At 42.2% G+C, this 13,248-nt stretch carries 15 protein-coding genes; all 15 read right to left on the reverse strand.

The annotated features are described in order from the left end of the window. Positions 1–42: 42 nt before the first annotated feature. The 15 genes from trpA to MOJ78_RS12395 all read right to left on the reverse strand — a co-directional run bounded on the left by trpA (position 43) and on the right by MOJ78_RS12395 (position 13,236). Positions 43–855, reverse strand: coding sequence for a tryptophan synthase subunit alpha (trpA, locus tag MOJ78_RS12325; protein WP_304977641.1), 813 nt, complete (start codon positions 853–855; stop codon positions 43–45). Continuing rightward, positions 842–2,050 carry a tryptophan synthase subunit beta gene (gene trpB, locus MOJ78_RS12330; protein ID WP_304977642.1) on the reverse strand — a complete coding sequence of 403 codons (1,209 nt, stop codon included), beginning with the start codon at positions 2,048–2,050 and terminating at the stop codon, positions 842–844. The genes trpA and trpB overlap by 14 nt, the downstream gene beginning before the upstream one ends. After that, complete coding sequence (locus tag MOJ78_RS12335) at positions 2,028–2,684, reverse strand: phosphoribosylanthranilate isomerase (protein ID WP_304977643.1); 657 nt, start codon at positions 2,682–2,684, stop codon at positions 2,028–2,030. Before MOJ78_RS12335 ends, trpB begins: the two co-directional genes overlap by 23 nt. Beyond that, the gene (trpC, locus tag MOJ78_RS12340) at positions 2,681–3,448 is read right to left on the reverse strand and encodes an indole-3-glycerol phosphate synthase TrpC (RefSeq protein WP_304981248.1); all 768 of its coding nucleotides are present in this window, start codon (positions 3,446–3,448) and stop codon (positions 2,681–2,683) included. The genes MOJ78_RS12335 and trpC overlap by 4 nt, the downstream gene beginning before the upstream one ends. Then, entirely contained in the window at positions 3,441–4,469 is a 1,029-nt protein-coding gene (gene trpD / locus MOJ78_RS12345) for an anthranilate phosphoribosyltransferase (RefSeq protein ID WP_304977644.1), read from the reverse strand. Before trpD ends, trpC begins: the two co-directional genes overlap by 8 nt. A 438-nt stretch (positions 4,470–4,907) precedes the next feature. Beyond that, positions 4,908–6,008: a 3-dehydroquinate synthase gene (gene aroB, locus MOJ78_RS12350; RefSeq protein WP_304977645.1), complete on the reverse strand. Its 1,101-nt coding sequence runs from the start codon at positions 6,006–6,008 to the stop codon at positions 4,908–4,910. Position 6,009: 1 nt separating this feature from the next. Continuing rightward, entirely contained in the window at positions 6,010–7,182 is a 1,173-nt protein-coding gene (gene aroC / locus MOJ78_RS12355; protein ID WP_304977646.1) for a chorismate synthase, read from the reverse strand. A 38-nt stretch (positions 7,183–7,220) separates the two neighbouring features. Further along, entirely contained in the window at positions 7,221–8,003 is a 783-nt protein-coding gene (locus MOJ78_RS12360) for a CheR family methyltransferase (RefSeq protein ID WP_304977647.1), read from the reverse strand. A 719-nt stretch (positions 8,004–8,722) separates the two neighbouring features. Then, positions 8,723–9,166, reverse strand: a complete 444-nt coding sequence (gene ndk / locus MOJ78_RS12365; protein ID WP_304977649.1) for a nucleoside-diphosphate kinase — start codon at positions 9,164–9,166, stop codon at positions 8,723–8,725. A gap of 99 nt (positions 9,167–9,265) precedes the next feature. Then, positions 9,266–10,234 (reverse strand): heptaprenyl diphosphate synthase component II, encoded by a 969-nt coding sequence (hepT, locus tag MOJ78_RS12370; protein WP_304977650.1) that lies wholly within the window; start codon positions 10,232–10,234, stop codon positions 9,266–9,268. A gap of 41 nt (positions 10,235–10,275) precedes the next feature. Then, entirely contained in the window at positions 10,276–10,983 is a 708-nt protein-coding gene (gene menG / locus MOJ78_RS12375; protein ID WP_304977651.1) for a demethylmenaquinone methyltransferase, read from the reverse strand. A gap of 4 nt (positions 10,984–10,987) precedes the next feature. After that, positions 10,988–11,803: a heptaprenyl diphosphate synthase component 1 gene (locus MOJ78_RS12380; protein ID WP_304977652.1), complete on the reverse strand. Its 816-nt coding sequence runs from the start codon at positions 11,801–11,803 to the stop codon at positions 10,988–10,990. A 250-nt stretch (positions 11,804–12,053) separates the two neighbouring features. Then, positions 12,054–12,275, reverse strand: coding sequence for a trp RNA-binding attenuation protein MtrB (gene mtrB / locus MOJ78_RS12385; RefSeq protein ID WP_304977653.1), 222 nt, complete (start codon positions 12,273–12,275; stop codon positions 12,054–12,056). Between the two features lie 18 nt (positions 12,276–12,293). Further along, complete coding sequence (gene folE, locus MOJ78_RS12390) at positions 12,294–12,851, reverse strand: GTP cyclohydrolase I FolE (RefSeq protein ID WP_304977654.1); 558 nt, start codon at positions 12,849–12,851, stop codon at positions 12,294–12,296. A 112-nt stretch (positions 12,852–12,963) separates the two neighbouring features. Further along, positions 12,964–13,236, reverse strand: a complete 273-nt coding sequence (locus MOJ78_RS12395) for an HU family DNA-binding protein (RefSeq protein WP_257347712.1) — start codon at positions 13,234–13,236, stop codon at positions 12,964–12,966. Between the last annotated feature and the right edge of the window lie 12 nt (positions 13,237–13,248).

Below are 13,248 nucleotides of genomic sequence, written 5' to 3' on the forward strand. Positions count from 1 at the left end.
TACACCTCATAACCTTGAATAAGAATCGCCCTTCTGCCTTGTTCAAAAAGTTGACGATTTAGAAGGAAGAAGGGAACCTACATAACTTTTAAAAGATTCTTTCCAATTCTCTGTTTCCATTCCACTTGAAACAGATTGAAGCTCTTCTGCTTTACGGATTAAAGAACTACCGATAATCACGCCATCGCAAATTTTGCTTACTTCTTCAAATTGCTCGCGGCTTGAAATTCCAAACCCCAATGCTACTGGTACGTTCGAATAAAACTTAGCTTCCTGTACTAACCGTTGTACCTCGGGATGAAAGGCATTCCGTTCACCGGTTACACCAAGTGATGATACGCAATATAAGAAGCCTTCTGCATTTTGAGAGATTTTAATCAACCGTTCCGGAGAGGTCGTCGGTGCAACCAGTGAGATGCAACAGATGCGACTATCCTTGCATCCATTTCGAAGCGACTCACTTTCCTCAAACGGGAGGTCGGGAACAAGCAGTCCGTCGATACCGTATTCATTCATTTTGTCGATCACATGCTGTTGTCCTAATTGTAGCAAAAGATTGTAATAAGTAAACAGAACAATAGGGATGTGGAGTCCTGATTTTCGCATTTTTCCAACCATTTTCATTGCTTTCTCAAGATTCATACCACCCTTAAGGGCGCGCTTCGCAGCCTCCTGAATGACCGGTCCATCCGCAAGTGGATCGGAATAAGGGATTCCAATTTCGAGTACATCGGCACCCTCCTCCTGTAATAGAAGAGCCAAGTCAATCGTATCGGCTTCAGTAGGATCTCCTGCCATCAGAAACGGGATGAATATCGGTTCTTTTTTATTCCTTATTTGATCAAACCTGTTCATTTGCTTTCCCCCCTTTGATGATATTAATGAGTGTGGAGACATCTTTGTCGCCTCTTCCTGATAAACAAATGACAATTGCTTCCTCACTTCCTCGTGAAGCGGCTTCTTTAAACCCTTGTGCAAGGGCATGTGCGCTCTCGATCGCTGGTAGAATCCCTTCATGTTCACATAAAACCTGCAACGCTTCAATTGCTTCGGCATCAGTTATCGTTTTATACGTCGCTCGCCCGCTCTCTGCTAAATGGGCATGCTCCGGACCAACACCTGGATAATCCAAACCAGCCGAAATCGAATAAGGTTCCATAATTTGTCCATATGCATCCTGAATTAAATACGTCATCGATCCATGAATGACACCGATAGAACCTTTTGTGATCGATGCCGCATGTTTCGGTGTATCCGTACCGAGACCCGCTGCCTCTACTCCGATCAATTCAACCGAATCCTCAAGAAACGGATGAAAGATCCCCATCGCATTACTGCCACCTCCGACACAAGCGATAATGGCATCCGGAAGTCTCTTTACTTGATTTAAAAATTGCTCCCTCGTCTCTGTACCGATAATAGATTGCAAGTCCCGTACGATGGTCGGGTAAGGATGTGGACCTACGACAGAGCCGATACAATAGAACGTATCCTGTACAGAGCCTGCCCAGTAACGGATCGCTTCATTGGTTGCATCCTTTAACGTCCGGCTCCCACTAGCAACAGGCACTACGTCAGCACCTAGCAGTTGCATTCGGAATACATTCAATGATTGTCGTTGGATATCCTCCTCACCCATAAAAACGGTGCAGGATAAACCGTACCTTGCGCAAGCGGTCGCAACAGCGACCCCGTGTTGACCCGCACCGGTTTCTGCAACAACTTTCCGTTTATTCATCCTTTTTGCAAGAAGGACCTGCCCTATTGCATTATTGATTTTATGGGCGCCAGTATGGTTTAAATCTTCCCTTTTCAAATAAATGGATGCCCCACCGAGCAGCTCCGTACAATTTTGTGCATAGGTCAGCGGGGTTGGACGTCCAGAATAATCGACAAGCTCCTTTTCAAGCTGCTTCAAGAAAGTGGAATCCTTCATCGCTTCCTGAAATGCTAGCTCTAGTTCCTCAAGAGCGTACATTAATGTTTCAGGCACGAACCTACCTCCGAATCGACCGAATCGTCCATGTTCACTTGGAATGGTTATAGTCAAAATTTTTCATCCTTTCTATGAGTAAATTTAACAATGTATCGTCCTTTCGATTTCCTTTTTCGACTCCACTGGATAAATCAATGCCGTATGGCTGAAAGGTTAGACATTCCGTAACATTTTCCGGTGTAATCCCACCAGCAATAAAACACCGCTTTTGTTCGAGATTGGCAAGCTTGCTATATGCAGGAATCGTACTCCAGTCAAAACTTAGTCCAGTGCCGCCTCTTTTACCAGGAACTTTCGTATCGATTACAAATCCATCAACTGCATCCATGTACTTGTCCATCATCGTAAGAGATTTTTCAGAATGTGGAATCGCCTTCCAAATTTCAATATTCATCTTGTTCCGAATCTGTTCGATCAAGTCGGTATCCTCATCACCATGAAGCTGAATGACATCAAACTTAACCAGTTCGCAGGTATGGACAATTTCTTCTAAACTCAAATCAACCAATACAGCGACCTGCTTCATGCTGGATTTAACCTTGGACTTATCGATTATCGTACGGACGTGTTCAGGGGTGACCCGCCTTTTGCTCGGTGCCAAAACAAATCCAGCATAATCAATCTCATGTTTCGCAATCCGCTCATACTCTTGAATCGTTTGAATCCCACAAATCTTTAGAGCGGTCATATTGAAATTCGATCCTCGAGAAGGCAACATACTGCCTCATTAATATCCTTTGATTTCATTAACGATTCCCCAACAAGAACAGCAGAGGCACTGACTTTTTTTACATATTGAATATCAGCATTCGTTTGAATTCCGCTTTCACTTACGAACGGTATATGATCCGGTAACATTCGTGAAATCCTCAACGTATTTTCAAGGTTCGTATCAAACGTTTCGAGGTTACGATTATTGATGCCGATTAAATCGGGAGTGAAAAAGTCTAGGATCCTCATAAGCTCCTCCTCGGTATGAACCTCTAGGAGTACCTCCAATCCGAGTTCACTTGCATACTCATAAAGCTCCTTAGCTTTTTCAACTTGTAATGCTGCAGCGATCAACAGAACGGCATCTGCTCCAATCGCTTTACTTTCCTCCAATTGGATCCGATCGATAATAAAATCCTTGCGCAAGATGGGAAGGTCAACGGCTCGTTTGATTTGGGTCAGAAAGGTGGGATTCCCTTGAAAAAAAGTCCGATCAGTAATAACCGAAATCGCATCAACCTGACTTGACGCATACTCGACAGCAATCGCAACAGGGTCAAAGTCCTTCCGGATCACACCTTTAGATGGAGAGGCTTTTTTCACCTCAGCTATAAGTGCGACATCACGTGAGCGATCTTTTATTGCATCAATCAGTGAACGACTTGTAAACTTACCGGTGTATACGGGCTTTTCTAATGTTTTGATCTCTTCTTGTTTTACTTCAATGATTTGCTTAAGCATAGACACGATTCATCCCCCGTGATCCCGACATTTTCAAATAATGGTCCCACACATTTCCGGAGTCGATTGCCTGTTTGGAAAGCTTTACACCGGCTTCGAGTGATTGAACCTTATCCGCTACAACAAGACCGACCGCAGCATTCAACACGACGATCTCAATTGCAGAACGGTTAGCTTTTCCTTTGAAAATGTTCTGAATCAATGCCGCACTATCAGAGGAAGACGAAATCGAAAGCTCCATTAAATTCCCCTTTACAAGACCAACGTCCGTCGGATCGATTTTAACCTTTTTAATCGATTGTGGAGTTACTTCCAATAACGTAGAGGTTGTTGTAATCGAACATTCGTCAAGTCCATCATCACCTGTTACGACCATCACTTTTTGCATTCCGATTCGTTGCGCTACAGCTGCTATTTTCCCAGCTAGAATAGGGTCGGCTACACCGAGCAACTGACGTTGACACGATGCAGGATTGCAAAGTGGACCTAGGATGTTGAATACGGTTCGAAAGCCGATTTCCTTTCGTGGATTGACTGCATGCTTCATTGCAGCATGATAATTTGGTGCATAGAGAAAACACATCGAATGTTCTTCCAACGCCTGCAAAGCTTCCTCTCGGTCTAATTGAATCGGGATATTCAAATGCTCCAAGACATCAGCACTTCCGCTTTTAGATGAAAATGCACGATTACCGTGTTTCGCGACTTTTACCCCAATTGATGCCATAACAATCGCAGCTGCTGTGGAAATATTAAAGGTTCCTGCTCCATCTCCGCCGGTTCCACACGTATCGACTACGTTATCAAACGGGGTCGAAAATGGGACCGCATGTTTTCTCATCGATTTAACAAAGCCAGTCAGCTCATCAATCGTTTCACCTCGAAAACGGAGTAGTGTCAATAAACTTGCGACTTGGTTCTCAGTAGCAACACCTGTCATGATGTCATCCATCAGAGCCCTCGACTCCGCTTCCGTATAGGTCGACCCGTTGATTCCTTTAGATAATAGATTTTTAAACATTAGTGTCTCCTTTCATCCGTATTCAGCATTTTCGCTCATGTTTTCGGATAAAAAGAAATTCATGGTGGTTGAAAACAATTTGGATAGGAATTGGTAAACATGCTCTATCACACTCCCTTTGAAAAAAGAAGATCAGATAGAGTTGAGTGGTGTGAGGTGGTATTGGGGATGAAGAAAATCATTGAATACTTTCTTCATATACAAAAAACTCCTATGGCAAAGAAAGGCCATGGGAGTATACTTAAAAAACTAGTTTAACCCTTGCTCGCCTCAGCTCATTATTAAACTCAACTCTAACTCTACTCAGCTCATCAATATTCAATCCGGCTTGCACCTATATCTCAAACAGGTATGCCTTTCGCTTCTCCTCAAGAACAGTAAGCACTTCGAAAAAAGAAGAAGAACGTAATTCAATCCTAGTAAACAACATTTAAATTGTCAAGAAGATTCACACTTTTTGCTCCATTTATCGAAGTGTTTCAATTCTTCTAGCAATAGGTCTTCAGGTACCCCGCTTGTTCGTACCTGTTCAAATCCGGCATATAAGACCATCCGAATCTCTTGACCTGCATTCTTCTTATCCTGTTTCATTCTCTCGATCAAAAGCTCCGGTCTAGCTAAAGATGGGTGCCATATGGAATAGCCCATATTTTTGATCCACTGTAGAAGGTCAACTGGCATCAACGATTTCCCGTAGATTCTTTCGCTCAAACGAATCGAAAAAAGCATACCGATCATAACCGCTTCTCCATGTGGAATATGTTGATAACGACTCTCCGCTTCAATCGCATGACCCAATGTATGTCCGAAATTCAAGTAAGCACGGACACCTGATTCATATTCATCCTCTTGTACAATTCCAGCTTTTATACTGATTGCTGCAAAAACGGCGTGTACAAGTGCCTCATCATCTTCTATCGGGAAATCGAGAACCTTTTCATTAAGAAATCGATATAATTCGTGATCCCGGATCAATGAACTTTTAATGATTTCAGCAAATCCTGACCGCCATTCTTTACGTGACAACGATTTTAAATAGTGAAGATCATAGATGACGGCTTCAGGCTGGTAAAATGCTCCAATCAAATTCTTCCCTGCCGTATGATTGACGCCCACCTTACCACCGACACTGCTATCGTGGGCCAATAAGGTTGTAGGCATTTGTATGAACGCTACACCTCGTAAATACGTCGCTGCAACAAATCCAGCAATATCTCCGACAACGCCGCCACCAAGCGCGACAATGACTGACTTCCGATCCAGTTTCCTATTCAATGCATAACTGATGATTTTTTCATACTCGCGTAATGATTTACTCGACTCCCCAGCTGGGATCACCCACTCGAACACTGGAAGATCAGTCAACATGCTTTTAATTTCCCGTAAATATAACGGTGCGACATTGCTATCAGTTATGATAAGGATTCCTGAGCATTCACTCACCTGTTTATGGAGTACGTCCTGTAAAAGTGTCGAGGCTCCTCCCCCTATGTGAACGGGATACTGCTTCGAACCTGTTTTGATATCAATTGTTTCCACGTTAAAACCCCTTTGAGTACGTTGCATACTGGTCAAAATTTGAACGAATCATCTCCATCGATTCATTGCCGAATTTTTCAGTCAAAGCATTGGCTAGTTCCCAGGCTACAACTGCTTCAGCGACCACACTTGCTGAAGGAACGGCACAGCTGTCTGAACGTTCGATACTCGCGGTAAACGGCTCTTTCGTTTCGATGTCCACACTTTGAAGTGGCTTATAAAGGGTCGGAATCGGTTTCATCACACCTCTTACGACAATCGGCATTCCGTTTGTCATCCCACCTTCAAATCCACCGAGATTATTCGTTTTACGATAGTAACCGTATTGTTCATTCCAGAGAATTTCGTCATGAACCTCACTTCCCGGTTTACTAGCCGCGGTAAAGCCAATGCCGAATTCGACTCCTTTAAAGGCATTGATACTGATGATCGCAGCCCCGATTTTCGCATCAAGCTTTCGATCATAATGGACATGGCTTCCAAGTCCAATCGGAACGCCTTCCACGATCACTTCTACAATACCTCCGATCGAGTCACCATTCTTTTTCGCCAGATCGATCGCTTCCATCATTTTTTCACCTGTATCGTGATCGAAGCAGCGCACGGGCGATCCTTCAGTCACTTCTCGTAGCTGTGCAAGAGATTGAAAGCTTTGTTCCTCTACTTTTACTCCGCCGATTTCGACAACATGACCTGCAGTACTGATGTTGAACTGTTTAAGCAACACTTTTGCCACCGCACCTGCAGCAACTCTTACTGTCGTTTCACGGGCAGAAGAGCGCTCTAAGACGTTTCTCATATCCCGGTGATTGTATTTGATCGCTCCGTTCAAATCGGCATGACCAGGGCGCGGCTTCGTAATGATCCGTTTCATTTGATCGGCTTCTTCTTCTGAAATCGGTTCACTTCCCATGATGGTTTGCCAGTGCTTCCAGTCTTTATTTTCAACAATTAGCGCGATTGGCGCACCGGTGGTTTTCCCGTGTCGGACTCCACCAACGATTTTGACCGCATCCGACTCAATTTGCATTCTACGTCCACGACCGTGTCCCTTTTGTCTTCGCTGTAGTTCGTAATCGATCATCTCCTTGCTCAGTTCAAGGTTCGAAGGAACGCCTTCAATAATCACAGTCAATTGTGGTCCATGTGACTCTCCCGCTGTTAAATAACGCATGATTACACAGATCCTTTCCTAACATTCAACTAAGCCAGCTACTTGTCTGACATCTTTTCGTAAAAAAAGGTAGCCACAGATTGCAGCCCATAATTCTTTGGCTCGAAAATCTGCTCTGTACTCCCTACAAAAAGAATACCTCCAGGTCGTAGCGCTTGACTGAATTTTTTGTAAAGCTGTACTTTTGCCTCTTCTGTAAAGTATATCAATACATTCCTACAAATGATAAGATCCAGATCGCTTTTAAAAGGATCTAGAAGTAGATTTTGTTTTTCAAAAGTTATATTATCCTTTAACCGACCTTCAACTTTATAACCGATTCCATCCTTTTTAAAATAAAACTCCTTAAAGTGTTCAGGAACTTCTTGCAATGCTCTTTCCAGATAGTATCCAAGCTTTGCACGCTTCAATGCTAGTTCGTCAATATCTGTTGCGAGAATCGAGTAATCTTCTTTTCGAAGTGAATGGTGCAAGATCATCGATAGTGTGTATGGCTCTTCTCCTGTTGAACAAGCCGCGCTCCACGCTTTGACTGTTTTTTTCGACTCCAAAAGTTTCGGTAGAAGTTGCGTTTCCAAAACGTCCCATTGTGACGGATTTCGGTAAAATTCAGATACATTAATCGTCATCCGATCCAAAAACTCTTCTAACAGTATAGTGTTTTCTTTCATAGCTTTATAATAATCATGGAAGCTGCCATACCCCTTTTTGTCTCTTAAAGAGGTCAGCCTACGTTTCATTTGGCCTTCTTTATATAAAGCTAAATCAATCCCCGTATGATTTTTAATTTGTTCCGTGAAAATCGTATAATCCTGCTCCATTTGAATTCTCCTCTTTACTTCTCCACTATTCGGATTGCTCTCTATTCTTTCATTATATCGTACGATACGGACCAGAAATGTACAAAAAACGCATAAAAAAATGGCTCAAATCAGGAATGACCCTTCATTGAACCAGCTTCTGTTAATTACCATCAAAAATCCCCTATTGATATATTGAAAAATTTACTCGTTGGGAATTATAGAATCTTTTTTCTGAATGTATTGATTTTTATTCGTTAAGGGCATCTTTTCGTGTTTTTCAGATGAATATAATCGAAAAAATGGAATGAAGCCATTTTTACAGCATGAATATCAGCTGTTTTGTCCATGAACTGCGAAAATCAAGATTACAATTGCATCTCCCTCATTTTCCACTGGGATCTAGTGCTCTATTAATGTTTTGACGCGATAATCGGAAGTTTGACGCGGAATAAGAATTTTGCACGCGAAAACGAGAGAGTTGGTGTTTAACTTGGGATTTCGGCGTCTGACTCAAGATTTTCTCGTGTAAGCACGGGGGAATTATTGAGCTTTCCAGTCTAAGGCGCTGCGGGAGCCATCATATAAAGAAAACTTGGCTAGCGCCAAGCCTTAGTGCAGGCGATCGCCCTAGTTGCGCTTATACTATAGAAAGTATTTATACTTTCTTAACGTGTGCAAAAAACACTCCGCAATCAAGCGGAGTGTTTCCTAAAGTTTAAAGTACGACTGTTTTAAACTTAAACCCACTTATCGATTTCTTTATCGTAGCTCACAATCTCCTCTTCATTGAAGAACAAGCTTACTTCACGCTCTGCGCTTTCTGGAGAGTCAGAACCGTGAATGATGTTCTGGCTGACTTGTACTCCATAGTCACCGCGAATTGTACCAGGTGCTGCGTCTACTGGGTTTGTTTTTCCCATCATGTTACGTGCAGTTGCAATTACATTTTCGCCTTCCCAAACCATTGCAAATACAGGTCCGGAAGTAATAAAGTCAACAAGCTCTCCAAAGAATGGACGCTCTTTGTGCTCACCGTAATGATTTTGAGCAAGCTCATCGCTGATCATCATCAGCTTTGCACCTGCTAGCTTAAAGCCCTTTTTTTCAAAGCGATTTACAACTTCACCGATTAGGTTACGTTGAACACCATCAGGTTTTACCATTAAGAAAGTTTTCTCCATGTGAAGCTCTCCTATTCTATGTATGAATTTTTCGGACATGCTTAAACAGTCCGTGTATCCGAAAATGATTTTATCAAACTTTAAGCGTTTTCACAACTTTTAGTAGTCTCTTTTTCCAATATACTCCGCTATTTGCAATAACGCTTTTTTCGGGCGGTTATCAGGTAAAGAGTCGAGCGCCGTGTACGCTTTATTCAAATAACGATCTGCAACCTGTTTTGATTTTTCAATCGAGCCGTTTTCATGGACCATCCGGATCAATAGATCGATTGTATGACGCTCAATCGGCTGCTCCATACATGCTTGTATCAATTGTTCTTTAAAAGCGGGATCCTTCATTGCAAAAAAGACCGGGAGTGTAATGTTACCTTGCTGTAAATCCCCACCTGCAGGTTTTCCAAGCTGTTTCTCTGTCCCTGTAAAGTCTAGGATGTCATCGGTGATCTGAAACGCCATCCCAACATAGTAACCAAAGCGCTTCAACTGTTTTAATGTATTCCGGTCAGCATCAGCAGCAAGAGCACCGAGCTCACAGCTTACTGATAACAAGAGAGCGGTTTTTCGTTTGATCCGTCGTAAATAATTTCGTATATTCTGGTTGAGATTATATTGATCCCTGATTTGCTCGATCTCACCAAGGCTCATTTCGAGAATCGCCTCTGATAAAGCGTTATGTGCCTCAGGATTATCCAAATGCGTTATGTACTCAATCGATCTTGCAAAAATATAGTCACCTGTATACATGGCGACCCGATTATCCCATTGCGCTTTAATTGTTGCTTTCCCCCGCCGTAGAGATGCATCGTCAATCACATCATCATGTACAAGGGATGCCATATGAATTAATTCCAACGCGACTGCTGCTCGTTTTACACGTTCGATATCATACTGTCCAAACTGTGCTGATAACAGCACAAAAACAGGGCGTATCCGTTTCCCCCCTGCCTTTAACAGTTGAATCGATGCATCCTGTAGGATCGAATGCTGTGCTCCAATCGTTCGTTCCAAGTCCTTTTCGACCAACGACAGATCGCTTCTTAAATGAGAATAAATTGTTGTCAATTTCATAATAATTTCACCCTGGCCCTATCTTTGAAGCTTTCCAGCCCTTAACGTTTGACTCCAATATGTGTTGCAGCAACGCCGCCGGAGTATGCTTTATCATATACATCTACAAAACCTGCATCTCTGAATCTATCTGCCAGCTCAACTCTACCAGGAAACCCTTTGGCGGATTCTTGGAGCCACGAGTACTCCTTATAGCTTTTTGCAAACAACTTACCTAACAGCGGCATGACAAAACGAAAATATCCGTAGTATAGCTGTCTGAAAACCGGAATGGTCGGTTGAGAGGTTTCCAAACAGACTACCTTTCCTCCAGGTTTGACTACTCGATACATTTCCCGTAAAACCTGATCAAGATCTGGTACGTTCCTTAAACCGAAGCCGATCGTAACATAATCGAAGGTGTCGGAGTCGAACGGTAGTTCCATTGCATTCCCATGAATCAACGAAACATTGTTCAGACCCTGATGATCAACCTTCTCCTGCCCGATTTTCAGCATGTTTTGGCTGAAGTCCAATCCATATGCTTCCCCATTCGGTCCTACTGTATGTGCCATCGCAATCGTCCAATCAGCTGTACCGCAACAAACATCTAAACTGATTGCACCAGATTGAACGTTCATACGTTTCATCGTATCTTGTCTCCAAGCAATATGCCGTTGGAAGCTGATAACCGAATTCATCGTATCGTAATTTTTGTAGATTGATTCAAATACTTGGTGTACACGTTGTTCCTTCGTATCTGGTTGCATATGATTAACCTTCTTCCGCATATCTCTCAATTGGTAGTCCAGACCGTTTCGTATAGTTACGCATTCTCTGATCCAATAAACCATGCATCAACGGTTCTTCTGACCATAGCTTTTCCAGGCGACTTTTCGAATGAAATAAATAACCGTCCAATATTTCGAGTAATTGTTGCTTTAAACCATGCCAGTTTGCCTTTGACCGGGCAAGCTGGTTTGATATTTTCTTTGCCAATGGTGTAAATTCATTGTTCATGATGCTTTTCCGCTCATTCAGCAAACGTTTCATAAACAAATATTCATCCGCAATCCCTTTCCATAGAGGAAGATGAAAATGTTCGGCTGTTTTCAACAGGAGAGTGGACTCGATTCGACGTAGGTTATCCATAGATTTTTCGATCGACTGCTGTTCATTTTTATATAACTGCATTTTATTTTCATTAATTTCTTGAATCCCTTGAGCTAGCGTACGAATCATCGACAGGTCTTTAATACCAGACAGCAGGTGATAATACCAGCTGCTATAATAATCTCCAGCTAATACAGTTAATTGTCTGTTTTTAATATCAGAATCCTCATTAACATCATGATTTGTAACTTTCTCATGGGTATCAAGGGCAATTTGTACAAGCATTGTGGATACCGCATACTGTTCACGCTCTTTTTTACTCAGATCTTTTTCACTGAGCATGATGTGAACTAAAAGAAGCTTATCTTCATCGATTACGGGACGATCAATAAAGCGCATTAAATATGGATGTTGTAATCGTTGATCTATATTGTGCATCAATGTTGATATTGTCCGGCTAGTTTCGTTGTTCATCATTCTGCTCTCGGCCCCCACCAAATTCGATGTAACCTATAATAACGACTCCGCTATTGTCGCTTTATATAAGGCGTACCTTTTCCAATGCTATTATATCATAAAAAACAATCAATCATGCGGTTCATTCAGCAATAACGAAACGCTCACTCGTATAAGGATTCAAGTATGTATAAGGGGACAAGATCACAAACGGAACACTGCAATCCACCAGAATGTAAATACTACGATTCCCCCAATTGAATGTTGACGATTAATCCTTATCTGTTTGGATTTCTCCATGACGTGTTTGAATGACAGCTTTTCCCCTTACTTTAACTGCGGAAGTATGTTCTGTGAATTGTGCGATCATCACTTCACCTTTGTCCAGCTTCTCAGAATGATGGAATCGTGTGTCAGTGCCTCGTGTTAAGCCGATTACATTAACACCGTTTTCCTTTGCCTTGATTACAAAAAATTCATTTTCATTCGACATGGTTTTCCCTCCCTTGCATTATGAATTTATCAAACTCATCACTTCAGATCGTGCTGCCTGATCTTTTTCAAATATTCCTCTGACCGCAGAAGTGATTGTTTTTGAACCTGATTTCTTCACGCCTCTCATCGTCATACACATATGTTCTGCTTCAATGATGACCATTACACCATGTGGAGTAAGAGAATCTTTCAAAGAATCTGCAATTGTGGAAGTGATTCGTTCCTGTAGCTGTGGTCGTCTGGCAACCGCCTCTACTGCCCGAGCCAGCTTGCTAAGTCCTGTCACTTTTCCACCTTTAGGTATGTATGCTACATGTGCTTTTCCGAAAAATGGAACGAGATGATGTTCACACATTGAATAAAAAGGAATGTCTTTCACGAGTACAAGCTCTTCGTGGTCTTCTCCAAAGATCGTTTGAAAGTGTTCTGATGGATCTTGATTCAAGCCCTGGAACACTTCTTCATACATTCGTGCTACACGTTTCGGTGTATCGAGCAATCCCTCACGTTCTGGATCTTCCCCAATTGCTTCAAGTATCATTTTAACCGCAGTTTCTATTTTATTATGGTCCATAGTAGGTTTCCTCCATTAGCGTTATCACACAGATAATAGCACAACAATCTCCAAACGTGCAAAAAAGAAGAGTCGATGTCCGACTCTTCTTTAATGGCGCCCTATGTACGTATTACTTTACAGCGTCTTTAAGGGCTTTTCCTGGTTTGAATGCAGGAACTTTACTTGCAGCGATTTCGATTTCCTCACCTGTTTGTGGATTGCGACCCTTACGAGCTGCGCGTTCACGCACCTCAAAGTTACCGAAACCAATCAGTTGAACTTTGTCTCCACTCTTTAAAGTGCCTTCGATCGCTTCGAAAACAGCATCAACTGTTTTAGAAACGTCTTTTTTAGAAAGTTGAGTTTGTTCAGAAACAGAATTAATAAGATCTGTCTTATTCATACGATTCACCTC

The sequence above is a fragment of the Alkalihalobacillus sp. AL-G genome, assembly GCF_030643805.1.
Lineage (GTDB): Bacteria > Bacillota > Bacilli > Bacillales > Fictibacillaceae > Pseudalkalibacillus.

Bases quoted from the DNA above. Each gene is read 5' to 3' on its own strand.
- trpA (WP_304977641.1), bottom strand. From the start codon at position 855: ATGAACAGGTTTGATCAAATAAGGAATAAAAAAGAACCGATATTCATC.
- MOJ78_RS12335 (WP_304977643.1), bottom strand. From the start codon at position 2,684: ATGACCGCTCTAAAGATTTGTGGGATTCAAACGATTCAAGAGTATGAG.
- trpC (WP_304981248.1), bottom strand. From the start codon at position 3,448: ATGCTTAAGCAAATCATTGAAGTAAAACAAGAAGAGATCAAAACATTA.
- trpD (WP_304977644.1), bottom strand. From the start codon at position 4,469: ATGTTTAAAAATCTATTATCTAAAGGAATCAACGGGTCGACCTATACG.
- aroC (WP_304977646.1), bottom strand. From the start codon at position 7,182: ATGCGTTATTTAACAGCGGGAGAGTCACATGGACCACAATTGACTGTG.
- MOJ78_RS12360 (WP_304977647.1), bottom strand. From the start codon at position 8,003: ATGGAGCAGGATTATACGATTTTCACGGAACAAATTAAAAATCATACG.
- ndk (WP_304977649.1), bottom strand. From the start codon at position 9,166: ATGGAGAAAACTTTCTTAATGGTAAAACCTGATGGTGTTCAACGTAAC.
- hepT (WP_304977650.1), bottom strand. From the start codon at position 10,234: ATGAAATTGACAACAATTTATTCTCATTTAAGAAGCGATCTGTCGTTG.
- menG (WP_304977651.1), bottom strand. From the start codon at position 10,983: ATGCAACCAGATACGAAGGAACAACGTGTACACCAAGTATTTGAATCA.
- MOJ78_RS12380 (WP_304977652.1), bottom strand. From the start codon at position 11,803: ATGATGAACAACGAAACTAGCCGGACAATATCAACATTGATGCACAAT.
- mtrB (WP_304977653.1), bottom strand. From the start codon at position 12,275: ATGTCGAATGAAAATGAATTTTTTGTAATCAAGGCAAAGGAAAACGGT.
- folE (WP_304977654.1), bottom strand. From the start codon at position 12,851: ATGGACCATAATAAAATAGAAACTGCGGTTAAAATGATACTTGAAGCA.
- MOJ78_RS12395 (WP_257347712.1), bottom strand. From the start codon at position 13,236: ATGAATAAGACAGATCTTATTAATTCTGTTTCTGAACAAACTCAACTT.